General features: G+C 70.4%; 14 protein-coding genes. 9 read left to right on the top strand and 5 right to left on the bottom strand.

Features of this window, described 5'->3' with window-relative positions; translation table 11 throughout:
* Positions 1–1,005: 1,005 nt before the first annotated feature.
* The 3 genes from HUX53_RS40595 (at position 1,006) to HUX53_RS01215 (ending at position 3,460) form a co-directional block, all read left to right on the top strand.
* Entirely contained in the window at positions 1,006–1,131 is a 126-nt protein-coding gene (locus HUX53_RS40595) for a hypothetical protein (protein WP_255204805.1), read from the top strand.
* A gap of 307 nt (positions 1,132–1,438) precedes the next feature.
* Positions 1,439–2,635, top strand: a complete 1,197-nt coding sequence (locus tag HUX53_RS01220) for an HNH endonuclease signature motif containing protein (protein WP_255204807.1) — start codon at positions 1,439–1,441, stop codon at positions 2,633–2,635.
* 234 nt (positions 2,636–2,869) lie between these two features.
* Positions 2,870–3,460, top strand: coding sequence for a DinB family protein (locus HUX53_RS01215; RefSeq protein WP_176401310.1), 591 nt, complete (start codon positions 2,870–2,872; stop codon positions 3,458–3,460).
* A 213-nt stretch (positions 3,461–3,673) separates the two neighbouring features.
* Here HUX53_RS01215 and HUX53_RS01210 read toward each other — a convergent pair whose 3' ends face one another.
* Positions 3,674–3,916: a hypothetical protein gene (locus tag HUX53_RS01210; protein ID WP_176401309.1), complete on the bottom strand. Its 243-nt coding sequence runs from the start codon at positions 3,914–3,916 to the stop codon at positions 3,674–3,676.
* A gap of 68 nt (positions 3,917–3,984) precedes the next feature.
* Here HUX53_RS01210 and HUX53_RS01205 point away from each other — a divergent pair, with 68 nt between their 5' ends.
* Positions 3,985–4,242 carry a hypothetical protein gene (locus tag HUX53_RS01205; RefSeq protein WP_176401308.1) on the top strand — a complete coding sequence of 86 codons (258 nt, stop codon included), beginning with the start codon at positions 3,985–3,987 and terminating at the stop codon, positions 4,240–4,242.
* Between the two features lie 275 nt (positions 4,243–4,517).
* Here the strand turns inward: HUX53_RS01205 and HUX53_RS01200 are convergent, their stop codons facing one another.
* Positions 4,518–5,114: a hypothetical protein gene (locus HUX53_RS01200; protein ID WP_176401307.1), complete on the bottom strand. Its 597-nt coding sequence runs from the start codon at positions 5,112–5,114 to the stop codon at positions 4,518–4,520.
* 110 nt (positions 5,115–5,224) lie between these two features.
* Here HUX53_RS01200 and HUX53_RS01195 point away from each other — a divergent pair, with 110 nt between their 5' ends.
* Together HUX53_RS01195 and HUX53_RS01190 are read left to right on the top strand one after the other, a co-directional pair.
* Positions 5,225–6,991 carry an HSP90 family protein gene (locus tag HUX53_RS01195; protein WP_176401306.1) on the top strand — a complete coding sequence of 589 codons (1,767 nt, stop codon included), beginning with the start codon at positions 5,225–5,227 and terminating at the stop codon, positions 6,989–6,991.
* The gene (locus HUX53_RS01190; protein ID WP_176401305.1) at positions 6,988–9,639 is read left to right on the top strand and encodes a hypothetical protein; all 2,652 of its coding nucleotides are present in this window, start codon (positions 6,988–6,990) and stop codon (positions 9,637–9,639) included. The genes HUX53_RS01195 and HUX53_RS01190 overlap by 4 nt, the downstream gene beginning before the upstream one ends.
* On the opposite strand, the gene HUX53_RS01185 is transcribed toward HUX53_RS01190, so the two are convergent.
* A complete protein-coding gene (locus HUX53_RS01185) occupies positions 9,632–10,192 on the bottom strand; it encodes a dihydrofolate reductase family protein (RefSeq protein WP_176401304.1) in 561 nt (186 codons plus the stop codon). The genes HUX53_RS01190 and HUX53_RS01185 overlap by 8 nt on opposite strands.
* A gap of 111 nt (positions 10,193–10,303) precedes the next feature.
* Here HUX53_RS01185 and HUX53_RS01180 point away from each other — a divergent pair, with 111 nt between their 5' ends.
* Together HUX53_RS01180 and HUX53_RS01175 are read left to right on the top strand one after the other, a co-directional pair.
* Positions 10,304–11,419: a LuxR C-terminal-related transcriptional regulator gene (locus HUX53_RS01180; protein WP_176401303.1), complete on the top strand. Its 1,116-nt coding sequence runs from the start codon at positions 10,304–10,306 to the stop codon at positions 11,417–11,419.
* 12 nt (positions 11,420–11,431) lie between these two features.
* Positions 11,432–12,544: an RNA-guided endonuclease TnpB family protein gene (locus HUX53_RS01175; protein WP_176401302.1), complete on the top strand. Its 1,113-nt coding sequence runs from the start codon at positions 11,432–11,434 to the stop codon at positions 12,542–12,544.
* A 276-nt stretch (positions 12,545–12,820) separates the two neighbouring features.
* Here the strand turns inward: HUX53_RS01175 and galK are convergent, their stop codons facing one another.
* Together galK and galE are read right to left on the bottom strand one after the other, a co-directional pair.
* Entirely contained in the window at positions 12,821–13,978 is a 1,158-nt protein-coding gene (gene galK, locus HUX53_RS01170; RefSeq protein WP_309236988.1) for a galactokinase, read from the bottom strand.
* Positions 13,954–14,907 carry a UDP-glucose 4-epimerase GalE gene (galE, locus tag HUX53_RS01165; RefSeq protein WP_176401301.1) on the bottom strand — a complete coding sequence of 318 codons (954 nt, stop codon included), beginning with the start codon at positions 14,905–14,907 and terminating at the stop codon, positions 13,954–13,956. Before galE ends, galK begins: the two co-directional genes overlap by 25 nt.
* Positions 14,908–14,990: 83 nt before the next feature.
* Here galE and HUX53_RS01160 point away from each other — a divergent pair.
* A partial coding sequence (locus HUX53_RS01160) for a hemolysin family protein (protein ID WP_176401300.1) occupies positions 14,991–15,869 on the top strand: 879 nt, incomplete at its 3' end.

The following is a 15,869-nucleotide window of genomic DNA, read 5'->3' as shown; positions in this document are numbered from 1 at the left end:
ACCCGCGACGCCCTCCTGGGCCGGCCCTGGATGCCACCCGACCCGGCCACCGCCTGAACACCCATCCGCGTTGCGCTCACGCAACGCCATCTCGCCATGCCTCAAAGCGCCTGCGCTGAATGCTTACTCAGTGCGCCGGTGCGTGACGAACTGGCCGGCGCGCTTGTCTGGCCGGAGTCCCTGAGCCTCTTCCTGCTTGACGCACTGGCCGAGTCGAGTCGGTCAGTCGACCGGCGGATCGGCACAGTACCGTTCGTGTGCCTGTACCTAGCCCAGGCGGCCGCCGTTGAGGCATGCCGCCATCTGCTGCTCGGTGAGCATCCTCCGCAGTTGGGTTCCTAGCTGCGGTCAGTTGCCGCACGTTCCTTCGAGTCGGCCGCCCATCTGGCATTCGAGACTGTCGGAGCGGGCGCTGACCCGCTCAAGCCAGACGATGGTCGTCTACTACTCCACTGGTGATACCGGACGCGCCCGCCGCATCGCCGACACGGCCGTTCAGGACTCGCGCCGCGGCGAAAGGCCTCCTCATGCGGGCGCGGGAACACGCGCTGCAAGCCGAGATGGCCGCGCGGGGCGCGCCTGTACGACGGCACGACCTGGATGGCGGCACGATCAAGCGACCCGACGGCGGCCTCGTTTAATAAGGGCCGCGCCTGCGTGGCTTCGAGGGTGTCTGCGGATGTTCCTGGGTGAGGCGGAGGGCGCCGAGCGTCACCTGACCGAGTCAGCCGAGACTCTAGGAAGTCACGTGAGATCGTCCAGCGTGCGATCGTCCTGACCGACCGTGTGGTTGCGCGGCTGCGCACGTCCGGCACGGGTGCTCCGCAGTCTGCGGCTGAAATGCTGCACGCGTGCGTCGACCTCATAGCGACGACCGGGGGTCGGATGGCGGCTCAGCGGTGGCGGCGTGCGCGATTGGAGTTGAAACGAGGGATTGTTGCACTGGCCTTTCACTGCCGGGTCGTCGGTGGGACTTCAGAGAGACCAGCCCAAAATCTCCGGTGGATGAAATCCGAAGAGATCAGGGCCTCGGCCGCCGAGGCCTTTGCTGCGCGCATGTTGGATGCGATGGCGCATTCGTCGACCTTGCCCGCGATACGCCATCACGGCGGGGGCGCGGCACGCACCTGACCGGCGGCCGGTCCACCCATGGATACCTGCCCGTAGGCCGATGCTCACTGTATTCGTCCTGGCATGGGCTGGACGGGGACACGGGCGGCGACCCGGTGGTCGTGTCGTTCAGTGAAAGACGGCTGCGGGGCGACCATCACAACTTCCTGAGATGCCCTGTTCGACCGCTATTCCGCATTTTGCGAAAATGGCGGACGGGATAAAAATCAACGAACGGAATCCTCGTTTCAGGGGCGTAATGACGCGGCCCATCGGGTAAAATTTAAGTGTGGGTTCAGTTGCGGTCGACCTTGCTGAGGCGTCCACCATGGAATTGGTGAACGCTGCGTCCGCGATCGCGGCTGAGCTTGCTCGTCGTAACCCGCCGGGATCTGCGGTGGCCTGCATCCAGTTTGCGGAGAGCCTCGCTGCGGCCGGTGATATGCAAGAGGCCGCGCTTGCTGGTTTTGTCGGCGTAGTCGACGCGGGTCGGGAAGTGCAGCGGTGGGGGTTTCCCTCCACGCGGGCGTGGTTGCGGTCCCGGCTCGGGATGCGCGAAGCCCGTGCCAAAGAACGGCTGACGCTGGCGCGGCAGCGGCACCGACTCACGGACGTGTCGAGGCGGTGGGCTACCGGGGAGCTGTCCGTGGGGTACGCCGCCACCATCGCCGACGCGGTCACCCGCCTGGACGATGCGGACTGCCGGGTCGCCGAGAACATTCTGTTGGGCATGGTCGACCAGGGCTGCTCCGCCGGGAAGGTCGCCTCCTTCGGCCGCCGCATACGCGACGTGATCAGCGAACGCGACGGCAGCGAACCCGTCCCCGAGGACGCCCGGCGCGGCTACGAACACTCCTGGATCGACTCCACCCGTTCCCTGGACGGCGGCCGCTACATCAAAGGATGGCTCAACGCCGAGGACGCCGCCATCTGGGACGGGACCCTCGGGCCGCTCGCCAAACCGGCCGGGACCGATGACCGGCGCGTCCTGTCGGAGCGGATGGCGGCGGCGGTGACCTCGGTGCTGTCGGGCGGGCACAAGGCCACCAAGGTCACCGTCATCTGCGATCTGGACACCCTCACCGGCGGCACCGCACCTGCCCGGCTCACCGACGGGACGCCGATCCCGGCCGAGCAGGCGCGCCGCATTGCGATGGCCGCCGGAGTCTCCCCCTTGTTGCTCGGCAAGGGGTACCTGCCCCTCTACCTCGGCCACAGAGTCCGATTCGCTACCGGCGCGCAACGCCAGGTCCTCGAAAGCCTGTATTCGACGTGCGCGGTCCGAGGGTGCGAAGTGCCTGGGACGTTGTGCGAGGTCGACCACGTCCACGGCTGGGCCCTCGGCCGCAGCCCCACCGACATCGACCAACTCGCCCTGTGCTGCGGCTTTCACAACCGCTGGAAACACGCCAATCCCACAAGAATCCGCATCGTCAGAGGCCCTGATGGACGCCACATCTACCGGGTCGCAGCGCCACCCGACGCCGTGATCGTCCGCCCACCACCCTGGCTCCAAGCCGCCTAGTGATTTGACCGGGAAGGGTCGGCGGGTTGGCTGTTTCCGGCGGTTGGACGTGCGGTGACGTCCGTTGATTTGATTATTGGGGGGGGTGGTGGCGAAGCTTGTCCGTGTGCGCAGGGTGGTCAGCCAGACGGGGCACGTTGGTGCGAATCTGGGATAACGATCACCCCCTTGTGTTCCCCCGGGCGCGGGTCATGGTTTGCCGGGTAGTCGGTGTGAGGTGGCAGACTGCCCGGCGTGATTGGATCGGATCCCAAGGCGGACCTTCAGCATTACCTGCAGGCTGGGCGCGACGCCCTGGTATGGAAGATCGAGGGGCTCTCGGAGTACGAGATCCGTCGCCCGGTGACGCCGACCGGAACCAACCTGCTGGGGCTGGTCAAGCATGTGGCCAGCATGGAATTGGTCTACTTTGGCGATACTTTCAATCGGCCGTCCGGCGAGGACATGCCCTGGTTCGCCGAGGACGCCGAGATCAACGCGGACATGTGGGCGACGGCCGATGAGTCCCGTGATCAGATCATTGGACTGTATCGCCGGGCGTGGACGCACTCTGACGCCACGATCGACGCGCTGGCGCTGGATGCGATCGGCCAAGTGCCGCACTGGCCGGCCGAGCGGAGTGAGGTGACACTGCACCGGATCCTGGTGCACGTGATCGCTGAGACCGATCGGCATGCCGGTCACGCCGACATCGTCCGGGAACTGATCGACGGAGCCGTGGGGTTGCGGGTCGACAACGACAACATGGCGCCTGGTGATAAGTCTTGGTGGGAGGACTACCGGAATCGGCTTGAGCGCGTGGCGCGGCAAGCCGATCGGAACTGAGCCTGGCCTGATCACGGGCTGCCTGCCGGCAGGGTGCTGGTCGGGGTAGGAGGCGAACAGTCGGTGGGGTAGCGGGCGGCGGCGCACGCTTGGTCGATGGTCCATCGCCCGGGCTGGCGTTTCAGATCGCGCAACTGCGTGTCCACCCACGGTCTCTGCCGAGGAGAAGGCTTTGACGCCTGCCTGTGGCACGCGGCCGCGTAGCCGACGCCACTACCGCTGGTCCCGGACGGGGGCGCCGTTGATAAGGACGTGGCCGGTGCTGCGGGCGGACTCTGACAGCAGCCCGTTGAGTGCGGCGGCGGCCATGAGGAGGGCGGTGATCTGCCCGTCCGGCACGGCGATGTCTAGCGCGTCAAGGACGGCGTCGTTCTGTAGTTCGGCGCCGGACGTGTGGACGACGGTTATGTGGGATTGTTTGTGGCGGTTACTGCGCTGGGGCGCTGGTATCGGCAAGAAGTTCGACTGCTGAACGGTGCCGAGGATTTCCGGGTCGTCCTCCAGGACCCGAGCAGGATGCGCCGATGCTGCTTTCCATGCTGGCGTTCCTGTGTGCGCTCTGTGCTTGGGGAGCAGTGGCGGTGGATAACGGCTGGCGCTTCGTGCTTGCTGTGCTGGCGGTCTTGCTCGGCGGGTTGCTTCTCCTGGTCGTCGTCCAATACCTGCGCGGCGTCACGTACCTCGCGTACATCGACGCTCGGGGGTTGGTCGCGATGAAGAACAAGAGGGCCGAGCAGGTCCTTCCAGGCGAGCGGTTCCAGCGGTTCGAGGTCGTCGATTGATCCGGGGTATGGAGGAGGTTCCTGGGCGTTCCTGCTTGCCGTGGTCAAGGACGAGGACGGGTTCGGGTCCCTCAGCCTGGACGACCTGTGGCGGCTTCGCCGGTTCGTTGAGGAGACGGGCGCGGGTGCCTGGGAGGCGCAGCCCCGTCCCTACTAGGGCGTGCGCTGGGCCTGGAGTCCATCGCGGATGGTCGATGACCGCGAACTCGTTCCTGCTCCAGTCGATGAACCCGTCGCGAGTCATTAGGAAGTGGCGCCACTGGTTTCTACGGAGGTCATTGTCTGGCCCGCTTGGGCGGGGTTCCGAGGGCGATGGAGAGGAGTAGGACGAACCCGGCGGTTGCTGTCACCTGGAGTTCCCCCACCGTGTCCATGTCCGACTTGGGGCCGCTGATTGGGGCGAAGTGGCCGGCCGGGTCGAGGACGATGGGGATCGTGTCGCCTACTGAGTGGCCCTCGCAGTTGGTGCCTAGTTCGCGGGGGATTGGGGTGCCGTCGGGGTGGTGGAGTGTGCAGCGGTGTTGCGGTTTGCCCTTGGTGCCGCCCGTTGTCCAGGTCCTTGCAACGGTTGCGTCGGTGTCGGTGCCGACCAGCGTCATTGCGACGTCTCGGGCGGCGATGACGCCGACGGCGTAGACGGCGAATAGTGCCAGGTAGCCGAGGGTCAGGGGCACGGATTTGAAGCGGAGCGGGCGGCGGGTGTCGTACAGGAGGCCCAGCGCGACGGCTGAGCCGAGGCAGCCGATGATGGCGAGCAGTGCCGCGTTCGCGATGCCCCACCACAGGTAGGCGGCCGAGGCCGCCGCCAGGCCGAGCAGGACGATGCCGAGCGTCCGGGTTCCGCGCCAGAGGGCGGAAAGGGCGAGCGGCATGCTTCCTCCACAAGGTGTGTGCTGGTCGCACGGTAGCGGTCGGAAATGATCTGAAGGCGTCGGTAGTGGTCGCTAGGGTGTGATCGCTCGGAAAGGTGATCAGGAGGCGGATGGTGGCGGAGCAGGCGTTTCAGGTGGATCTGCGGGGTGTGGTGGATCTGCTGAGCCGCCACCTCTACGCGAGCCCGCGGGTTTATCTGCGGGAGTTGCTGCAGAACGCGGTGGACGCGATCACGGCGCGGGGTGCCGGTGGGCGCGTGGAGATCGAGACCGGGGGCGGGACGCTCCGGGTTCATGACGATGGGGTCGGGCTCACCGAGGACGAGGTTCATGCGCTGCTGGCGACCATCGGGCGGTCGTCCAAGCGGGACGAGCTGGGGTTCGCGCGGCACGACTTCCTGGGGCAGTTCGGTATCGGGCTGCTGTCGGCCTTTCTCGTCGCGGACGAGATCGAGGTCGTTACGCGGTCGGCAAAGGGTGGCAAAGCCGTCAGGTGGACGGGGCGGTCTGGGGGCAGTTACCAGGTTGAGCCTGGTGAACGGGACGAGCCGGGCACGACGGTGACGCTCAAGGCCCGTCCGGGTGCGGGGGAGTTGCTGAGCCCGTCGGTCGTTGCCGAGCTCGCCCGTACTTATGGGTCGCTGCTGCCCGTTGAGCTGGTCGTCGATGGTGTGCCGATCACCGGGGACGGGCCGCCGTGGCAGGCGCCCTATCGTGATCCGGCCGGGCGGCGGCGGGCGCTGGAGCAGTACTGCGAGGAGCTTTACGGCTTCACGCCGTTCGACGTCGTTGATCTGGACGTGCCCGAGGCGGGCCTGACCGGTGTCGCGTTCATCCTGCCCGCACCGGTGAGCCCGACCGCGCGCGCCTCGCACCGTGTCTACCTCAAGCGGATGCTGCTGGCCGAGAGCGTCGAGGGCCTGCTTCCCGAGTGGGCGTTCTTCGCGCGGTGTGTTGTGGACGCCGGTGAGCTGCGGCCTACCGCGAGCCGGGAGGCCCTCTACGAGGACGAACTGCTCGAATCGACGCGGCAAGGGCTCGGGGACGTCCTGCGGCAGTGGCTGGTGAAGCTGGCCGAGACCGACCCGGCGAGTCTCCGCGCGTTCCTGCGGCTGCACCAGCTCGGCGTGAAGGCGATGGCGCTGCACGACGACGACATGCTGCGGATCGTCGACCGGTGGCTGGAGTACGAGACGTCCGCCGGGCCGATGACGCTGCACGAGTTCCGCCGCCGGCATCCGGACGGCCGGTTCACCGCGACCGTGGACGAGTTCCGGCGGCTGTCGGCGGTCGCGGGCGCGCAGGGCGTCGGGCTGGTCAACGGCGGCTACGTGCACGACACGGAGATCATCGAGCGGCTGCCCGACCTTGATCCCGATATTCGACTGGCCCGGCTGGACGCGGCGGAGCTGACCACCACGTTCGGTGTCGTCGACCCGGGCACGGAGCTGGCGCTTCGGCCGTTCCTGGCGGCGGCGCAGCGGGCGGTGGAGCGGCTCGGCTGCGAGGTGGTCGTCCGCGACTTCGACCCGGCCTCCCTGCCCGCGCTGTATCTGACCAGCCGCGACGCGCAGTTCCGGGAGGAGTTGACGCGGGCGAAGGAGGAGGCCGACGAGCTGTGGGCGGACGTTCTCGGTGCCGTCAGCCCGGCAGGCGTCGAACGTCCCCAACTGGTGCTGAACTACCGTAATCCGCTGGCCCGGCGCATCACGTCGCTCGGCGATGGCGGGCCGGTCGAGCTGGCCGTCCAGGCGTTGTACGGGCAGGCGCTGCTGCTCGGCCACCATCCGCTGCGGCCCGCCGACACGGCGGTGCTGAACCGTTCCTTCATCGGCCTGCTGGAGTGGGCCGTCCACTCCCCGGAGGGCCCCAAGTGAGCACGGACGACGTATATGCGCTGATGGCGCGGTCGCAGGAACTGCCCTACGGGGAGGCCCGTACCGTCCTGGTCGAGGACGCGCTGCGCCGCGCGGAGGCGGCCGGTGACGAGGTGCTGGCGTTTCACGTCCGCGTAAGGCTGACCGATGCCTACCGGTATGGCGGCGAGCCCGCGAAGGCGTTCGCGACGTTCAGCCGGACGCTCGCCGACCACGACCGCGACCCCGGCCGGTTCGACGAAACGCACGGCCTGCTGTGGCAGATGAAGGCGATCGTCAGCTCCCTCACCCTCTTCCCTGAGATCCCGCTAGACCGCACCTATGCCGTGCTGGACGACATGGAGCGCCGCTACAAGGCGGGCGGGCACAGCCTCCAGGCGGTGTATCACTACCGCAACGTGGTCGCCCGGCACGTCGGCGACGGGACGGCCGACGAGTGGTACCTGAAGTGGCGTGCCGCCGAACGCGACGAGCTGTCGGACTGCGAGGGCTGCGACCCCACCGGCATGGCCCGCCACCTCATTGAGGCGGGACGCCACGAGGAGGCGTTCGAGGTCGCCGCGCCGGTGCTGAGCGCGCAGCTGAACTGCAACGAGCAGCCGCAGTCGATCCAGACCGCGATGCTGCCGGTCTACCTGCGGACGCACCGGGCCGAGCAGGCCGCCGACGCGCACCGCCGCGCCTACCGGGTGCACCGGACGCGGCTCGCCGACCTCAGCGACATCGCCGAGCACCTGGAGTTCTGCGCTGTCACCGGCAACGAGGCCCGTGGCCTGGAGATCCTCCAGCGCCACATCGGATGGCTGGACCGCACCCCCAGCGCCCACGCCGACATGGAGTTCTCCGCCGCGGCGGCCCTCGTCCTCGACCGTGTCACGGCGGCCGGGCACGGCTCCGCGACCATCCGCCGGCCCGGCCCGGACGGACGCGCGGCGGACGTGCCGCTGGACGAACTGCGCGCTGAGCTGGCGGAACGCGCGACCGCGCTGGCGGCGCGGTTCGACGCCCGCAACGGCACGTCCCACCAGGGCGACAAGGTGCGCGCGACGCTGGCCGCCGAGCCGGTCGCCGAGTTCGTCCCGCTGGCGGCGCACCACCGCCGCCCCGCGCCCCAGGCGCCGGAGCCGGAGCCCGTCCCGCAGGACGATCTCGCCTCGGTGGACGACCTCGACGAACTCCTCGACACCGCCGACCAGCGCCGCAAGAACAGGGACCTGCCCGGGATGCTGGCGGCCTGGCGCCGGTTCGACGCCGTCGCCGGGACGGCGGCCGAGCCGACGCCGCTGCAGCAGGCCCGCCGCCTGGACGCGCAGGGGATCGAGCACGCCGTCGAGGGCGACGGCGCGAAGGCCGCAGAGTGCTGGGACGAGGCGGCCCGGCGGTTCGGCGAGCTGGGCGACGAGACGCGCCGGCACCGCACGCTGGGCCGGCTCGGCGCGATGCGCATCGATCTCGGCGACGAGGGCGGGCTGGAGCAGGTGATCGCCTCGGCCGACCACTTCGCCGCGCAGCCGGGGGAGGGCGGCGACGCCGCGTCCGCGCTGCTCCGCCTCGCGACCGTGCACCTCAGGTTCGACCGTCCCGGCGACGCCCTCGCCGTGCTGGACCGGATCGTCCTGGACGACACGCCCGCCCACGCCGCCGAAGCGTGGTTCCTGCGCGGGCAGGCGCTCCTGATGGCCGACCGGGGCGATGACGCGGAGGCGGCGCTGCGCCGCTCCATCGAGGCGGCGCGGGAGAACGATCCAGACGAGGCCGCCTCGCCCGCGCTGCTGCTCGCGCGGACGCTGGCCCGCCGGGAGGGCGGCCCGCACGAGGAGGCGTTCGCCCTGCTCGACGAGGTGATCGGCGTGGTGCCCGCGGGGTCGCCGATGCGCGCCGCGGCGCACTCCGAGCGCGGGCTCGCCTACCTCGCCGCCGACTTTCCGGGCGACGCAGTCGCCGACCTGGTGGAGGCCATCGCGGAGTGGACGGCCGGCGGGCGGCACGAGCAGGCCGTCGAGCTGCGGGTGGATCTCGCCGCCGCCTACCTGGCCACCGACCGCGCCCTGGAGGCGGCGGAGGCCGCCGAGGAGGCGCTGCCGAACCTCGGTGACGACGAGGGGCGGCGCTGCCGGCTGATCCTCGCGCACGCGCAGAAGCAGCTGGGCGAAGAGGACGCGGCCACCCTGTTCCAGGGCCTCGCCGAGGACGCCGCGCGGCACGGGCAGGACGATGCCGTCGCGCACTTCCTCAACGAGGCCGCCGACGTCCTGACGGGCCTCGACATGGACGCCCAGGCCGCCGAACGATATGCGGAGGCCGCCGAGGCGTACGAGAAGACCGGCGACCCGTACGGCGTGGTCCGGACCCGCCGCCGCGCCGCGATGTGCCTGATGTGGAGCGGCGAGGCGGACGGGGCGGTGACCGCGATGGAGACGGCCCGCGCCGCGCTGGCGGGCCTGCCGCCGGACAACGAGCCCGCCCGGATCTGGGAGACGGCCCTGACCTCCTTCGAGCAGGCCCGCATCCTGGCGCAGGTGGGTCGGCTCGACGAGGCCGCCGCACAGGCGTCCGCCGCCGTGGACGGCTTCACCACCCTCGACCAGACCGACCCCGCCGAGGAGGCCACCCGCCTGCTGGAGGACATCCGAGCCGCGCTCAGCTGACGCGCCTTTGCGCCTTGAGGCGATACGACAGCAGGACGACACCCGATGCGTACGTCTTCGTCTCAATGACGTCGAACATCGCCCGGGTGCCCTCCTGGAACAACAGGCCGTCGCCGCCGGACTTCCCGACGAAGAACGGGTGGACCCAGAGCCGGAGCTCGTCCAGTAGCCCGTGTTCCATCAGGGTGTGGGAGAGCCTGCCGAACCCGTACTGCAGGATGTCGCCGCCCGGCCCGTCCTTCAGCCGGGCGACCTCGGCGACGACATCGCCGCCGATGACGGTGGTGTTCTCCCAGTCCGCCTTGTCCATGGTGGTCGAGACGACGTACTTGGACACCGAGTTCATCTTGTCGGTGTACGGGTCCCCGGACCGGCCCTGCCACACCGAGGCGAAGCTGTCGTAGGTGTGCCGGCCCAGCAGGACGCCGTCGCAGCCGGAGAGGACGTCCGTCTGCGCGGCGGTGTCGTCGGTGGCGTCCAGTGACGGCCAGTCCTGCGGGTCCTTGATGACGCCGTCGATCGAGACGAACGTCGAGTTGATGATGCGTCGCATGGTTTCCTCCGATCTCGTGTGAAACAAGCCTCCGCTCAGGGCGGGGGTCCGGGCATCCGTGCCGCCACTGAGACACCACGGAAACGGTCCCCGATCGGTCAGACTGGCGTGATGGCCTACGGACGCCCGGTCGAGATCTCCCAGCGCGAGGCGGAGGTCCTCGCGGCGCTCGGCGCGCGGTTGTCCAACGCTCAGATCGCCGGGCGGCTGCACATCTCCGTCCGGACGGTCGAAAGCCACATCTCGTCCCTGCTGCGCAAGTACGGCGTCGCCGACCGGTGGGCCCTCGCGGACGAGGCGCGGCGGCGGGACCCGCCGCCCGGCCACCTGTCCGGCCTGCCGGCGCCGCGCACGGCGTTCTTCGGCCGCGCCGCCGAGAAGGACCTGGCGGTCGGCCTGCTCGGGGACGCCCGGCTGGTGACCCTGCTGGGCGCGGGCGGGATCGGTAAGACCCGGCTGGCGGCCGTGGTCGCGGAGTTGGCCGCGCCCTCGTTCCCGCTGGGCGGCGCGTTCGTCGATCTCGTGCCGGTGGGCGAGGGCTTTGTCGCGGAGGCGGTGGCGTCTGCGCTCGGCGTGACGGAACGGCCAGGTCAGGCGCTGGAGGACGCCGTCGCCCGGCATCTCGGACGCGGCCGGTCGCTGCTCGTCCTGGACAACTGCGAGCACCTCGTGGACACCGTCGCCGCCTTCGCCGAACGGCTGCTGTCCGGCTGCGCCAGCGTGACCATCCTCGCCACCAGCCGCGAACGGATCGGTGTGCCGGGCGAGCGGGCCGTCCCCGTCCCGCCGCTGCCGCTGGAGTCCGACGCCGAACGGCTGTTCCTCGACCGGGCCGCCGCGGCGGATCCCGCCTTCGACGCCGCCCGCGCCGACGTCACCGAGCTGTGCCGCCGGCTGGACGGGATGCCGCTGGCGATCGAGCTGGCGGCGGCGCGCAGTGCGTCACTGGGCGCGGCGGGCCTGCTGTCCGCGCTGGACGATGTCCTGCGGCTGCTGAGCGGCGGCCGCGGATCGGTGGAACGGCACCGGTCGTTGCGCGCGGTGCTCGCCTGGAGCCACGACCTGCTCACCGACCGCAGGCGCCGCCGCGACACCCCTCCGCCCCGGACGGGAAGGAGCGAGGCCGAGGTCCTGCGCGGACTCCTCCTGACGTCCGTCGAACTGATCCGGCGTCAACGGACTCCGAGCGGTCTGCACGTTGCGTACGCATCCACATCCGGAGGGTAATAGGATGGTCATGTGCAGCTCCGATACTCCTTTCGGCTCTACCCCACCGCCGGTCAGCAGCAGGCGCTGGCGCGGGCGTTCGGGTGCGCCCGGGTGGTTTACAACGACGCGTTGCGGGCCAGAGAGGACGCCCGCGAGGCCGGGTTGCCGTTCCCGAAGGCGGCCGCGTTGTCGGCGGCGATGACGGAGGCGAAGAAGACGCCGGACCGCTGCTGGCTGGGTGAGGTGTCGTCGGTGGTGCTGCAGCAGTCGCTGCGGGATCTGGAGGCGGCCTACCGGGCGTTCTTCGACGGCCTGGCCGGAAAACGTCCCCGAATAGGGGCGCCGCGGTTCAAGTCGCGTAAGGACCGGCGACAGGCGGTGCGGTTCACCGCCAACGCCCGCTGGTCCATTACACCGGGCGGGAGGCTCGCGCTGCCCAAGATCGGCCCTGTGAAGGTGAAGTGGTCGCGGGCGCTGCCGTCGGTCCCGGCGACCGTGACGGTGGTCAAGGACGCCGCCGGGAGGTTTTTCGCCTCGTTCGTGGTCGAGACCGATGACGAACCGCTGCTGGCGGCCGAAGCCGAGGTGGGGATCGATCTGGGGCTGGAGCACTTCGCGGTCACCTCCGACGGCCGCAAGATCACCTCGCCGCGGTTCCTGCGCCGCGCCGAAAGGAAGCTCCGCAAGGCCCAGCGGGACCTGTCCCGCACGCAGAAGGGCAGCAAGAACAGAGACAAAGCCCGCACCCGGGTCGCCCGCGCGCACGCGCAGGTCGCCGACGCGCGCCGCGAGTTCCACCACACACTGTCCACGATGCTGGTCCGCGACAACCAAGCGGTCTATGTCGAGGACTTGTGCGTGAAGGGGCTGGCGCGCACGAGGCTGGCCAAGTCGGTGCACGATGCGGGCTGGTCGGCGTTCACGGCGATGCTGGAGTACAAGGCGGTCCGGCACGGCCGCACGTTCGCGCGGGTGGACCGGGCGTTCCCGTCCTCGCAGTTGTGCTCGGGCTGCGGGTACCGGGACGGCCCCAGACCCCTGCACGTGCGCCGGTGGACGTGCGGGGAGTGCGGGGCCGAGCATGATCGGGACGTCAACGCCGCCCGCAACATCCTGGACGAGGGACGCCGCATCACCACGTGATGCTCTGCCGGTCGCCGCTGGACGGAAACCCCCGGGCGTCCCGGGGGAGGCGGAGACCTTAAACGCCTGATGGAGGGCGAGTAAGACCCTCGACTCCGGTCGAGGGCACGCCCGTTGAAGCAGGAAGCCACGGAAGTGCCGCACCCGCAACGGAGCGGCACAGGCCGAATTTCCGGCCTTGAGGCCGGAGAGCGCGTCAAGAGCGGGCCTGCACCCTCCTCCTCATCCCCTCCCGTCCGGAGGAGGGCCGCAAGGAACTCGCCGACCTGCGCGCGGTCAGTTGAGCCGATGAGCGCCCTGGGAGGGGATCGCGTCCAGAAACTCCGGGGGCGTCCAGGCTCGCTTCTCGTAGGCCGCCGTGATTGCGTCGCGGACCTTCTCCGCACGGGCCGCAGGCGTCAGGACGATGACGGAGCCGCCGAAGCCGCCCCCGATCATCCGGCCGCCACGGGCACCCGCCCGGAGCGCCACGTCGACGGTGACGTCGGCCTCGGGCCACGACACCTCGAACTGGTCGCGCAGCGACAAATGAGACGCGTTCAGCATCGCGCCGAACTCGGACAGAGCGCCCGCCCGCAGCAGGCCGACGCTCGCCTCCACCCGGTGGTTCTCGGTGACGACATGCTGGACGCGGCGCCGCAACACCGGGTCGCGCAGGCTCCCCAGCGCACCCGCCAGATCCTTGACGTCGCGCAGCGCGTCCACCCCCAACAGGGACGCGGCCTCCTCACATTCGGCCCGCCGACGGCCGTACTCACCACCGGTCAGCGTGTGCGAGGCGCGCGTGTCGACCACCAGCAGCGTCAACTCGGCGGCGGCCGGGTCGAACGGGACCTGGGACGACAGTTCGCTGCGGCAGTCCAGCATCAGCGCATGACCGGCCGTGCACAGCAGGGACGCCGACTGGTCCATCAGCCCGCAGGGCATCCCGACCTGCTCGTTCTCCGCACGCTGCGCCAGCCGTGCCAACGCGGGACGGTCGATCTCGACGCCGTGCAGATCGCAGAGCGCCAGCGCAGTAGCGCATTCCAGCGCGGCCGACGACGACAGCCCGGCTCCCTGCGGAAGGTCGGAGTCGATCAGCAGCGACGCGCCGCCCGTCCCATGTTCCTGGAGCACCCGCGCCACACCCACCGGATACGCCGCCCACGCATGCTCGGACGGCCACCCTTCGGAGACGACCGGCGGGCCGTCCACAGGGGCGGTCACGACGGTGGACGCCTGCCGCGACCGAACCTCGATCACGCCGTCGTCCCGCCGCGCCGCCGCCACCGAGACGCCGCGCGACAGCGCGAACGGCAGCACGAACCCGTCGTTGTAGTCGGTGTGCTCGCCGATCAGGTTGACCCGGCCGGGCGCGCGCCAGACACCGTCCGGCGCGCGCCCGTAAGTCTCCGCGAAGCCGTCGGTCATCGGGACCGCAGGAAGGTCCACGCGTCGCCGATCATGGTGCGCAGGTCCCGCTCGGGCTTCCAGCCGAGCCGCTCCTGGATCTTGTCGGACGAGGCGATCAGCACCGCCGGGTCGCCCGCCCGGCGCGGCGCCACCTCGGCCGGGATCTCCCGGCCGGTGACCTCGCGGCACGCCTCGACGACCTCCCGCACGGAGTAGCCGCTGCCGGAGCCGAGGTTGAAGACCTCGTGGGCGCCGGGCGCGCAGGCGTCCAGCGCCAGCAGGTGGGCGCGGCCGAGGTCGACCACGTGGATGTAGTCGCGGACGCAGGTGCCGTCCGCCGTCGGGTAGTCGTCGCCGAACATCTTCACCGCCGCGCCGTCGCCCTGCGCGATCTTCAGCACGTTCGGGATCAGGTGCGTCTCCACGGTGTGCCGCTCGCCGAGCCGCCCGTAGGCGCCCGCCACGTTGAAGTACCGCAGCGACACCCCGCCGATGCCGTGCAGCCGCGCGTACTCGGCGAGGGCCGTGTCGATCGCCAGCTTCGTCGCGCCGTAGGGGTTGGTCGGACGGGCCGGGTCCGTCTCCAGGATCGGCGTCGACTCCGGCTCCCCGTACGTCGCGGCCGTCGAGGAGAACACGATCCGGGGGACGCCGGCGACGCGCATCGCGTCCAGCAGCGCCAGGGACTCGCCGAGGTTCTTGTCCCAGTACAGGCCGGGCTTCTCCACCGACTCGCCGACCAGGGACTTGGCCGCGAAGTGCAGCACGCCGTCGAACCCGGCGCCGGCGAGGACGTCCGCCGCCGTGTCGCGCAGCGTGCCGCGCACCAGCCGGGCGCCCTCGGGCACCGCGTCCTCGTGCCCGGTGGACAGGTCGTCCAGCACGACGACCTCGTGCCCCGCCTCCAGGAGCAGAGCGGAGACGACGCTGCCGACGTAGCCGGCGCCTCCGGTGACGAGCAGCTTCACTGAGGGACCTCCACGAGAAAGACTCTGGGACGGCGGGGTGCGTTCCAGGCTATCCGGAACGCTGATCGGGGAAGGCTGAATGCATGGACCGGACGCCGCCACGGCCGCCCGCGGGCCCCGTGCGCCCGCTGGTGTGGCTGCTGTCGCGCTCCACCAACCTGGTCGTGCGGCTGTCCGGCGGCGACCCGGACGCGCTGCGCGAGGAGATCACCGCGGAGCGGATGCGCGCCCTGGTGGCCGAGAACACGCAGCTCACCGCGGAGGAGCGGACCCTGATCGGGGAGGTGTTCGCGGCGGGGGAGCGGCCGCTGCGCGAGGTCCTCGTGCCGCGCACCGAGGTGGTGTTCCTGGACGCGGTGCTCGTCCTGTCCGCCGCCGCCCGGCTCGCCGCGCGCAGCCCGCACTCGCGGTTCCCGGTGTGCCGCGCCTCCCACGACGAGGTGATCGGGTTCGTCCACATCCGCGACCTGCTGGCCCCCGACCCGCCCGAGAAGGACGTCCCGGTGGGCGATCTCGTGCGCCCGGTGAAGTTCCTGCCGCCCTCGAAGCGGGTACTGCCGGCGCTGTCGGAGATGCGCCGCGAGGGCTGCCACCTGGCGATCGTCATGGACGAGTACGGCGGCGTCGCCGGGATCGTCACGCTGGAGGACCTCCTGGAGGAGCTCATCGGCGACATCCGCGACGAATATGATGTGCAGGACGCGCAGGCACGGCGCCTGCACGGCGGGGTGGTCGAGGTCGACGGCCTGCTCAACCTGGACGACTTCGCCGCCGAGACCGGCATCCGGCTGCCCGACGGCCCGTACGAGACGGTCGCCGGGCACATCATGGCGGTGCTGCGCCGGGTGCCCGCCGAGGGCGACTCGGTGGACGCCGGCGGCCGCCGCCTCGCGGTGGCCCGGATGGATGGCCGGCGGGTGGCCCGCGCGCGGCATGACGCGCAGCGGCTCTTCTACACATCC

Source organism: Actinomadura sp. BRA 177 (assembly GCF_013372625.1).
In the GTDB taxonomy this organism is placed as follows: domain Bacteria; phylum Actinomycetota; class Actinomycetes; order Streptosporangiales; family Streptosporangiaceae; genus Spirillospora.
The sequence above is the reverse complement of the archived record's forward strand: the minus strand, read 5'-3'. Positions and strand labels throughout refer to the sequence as shown.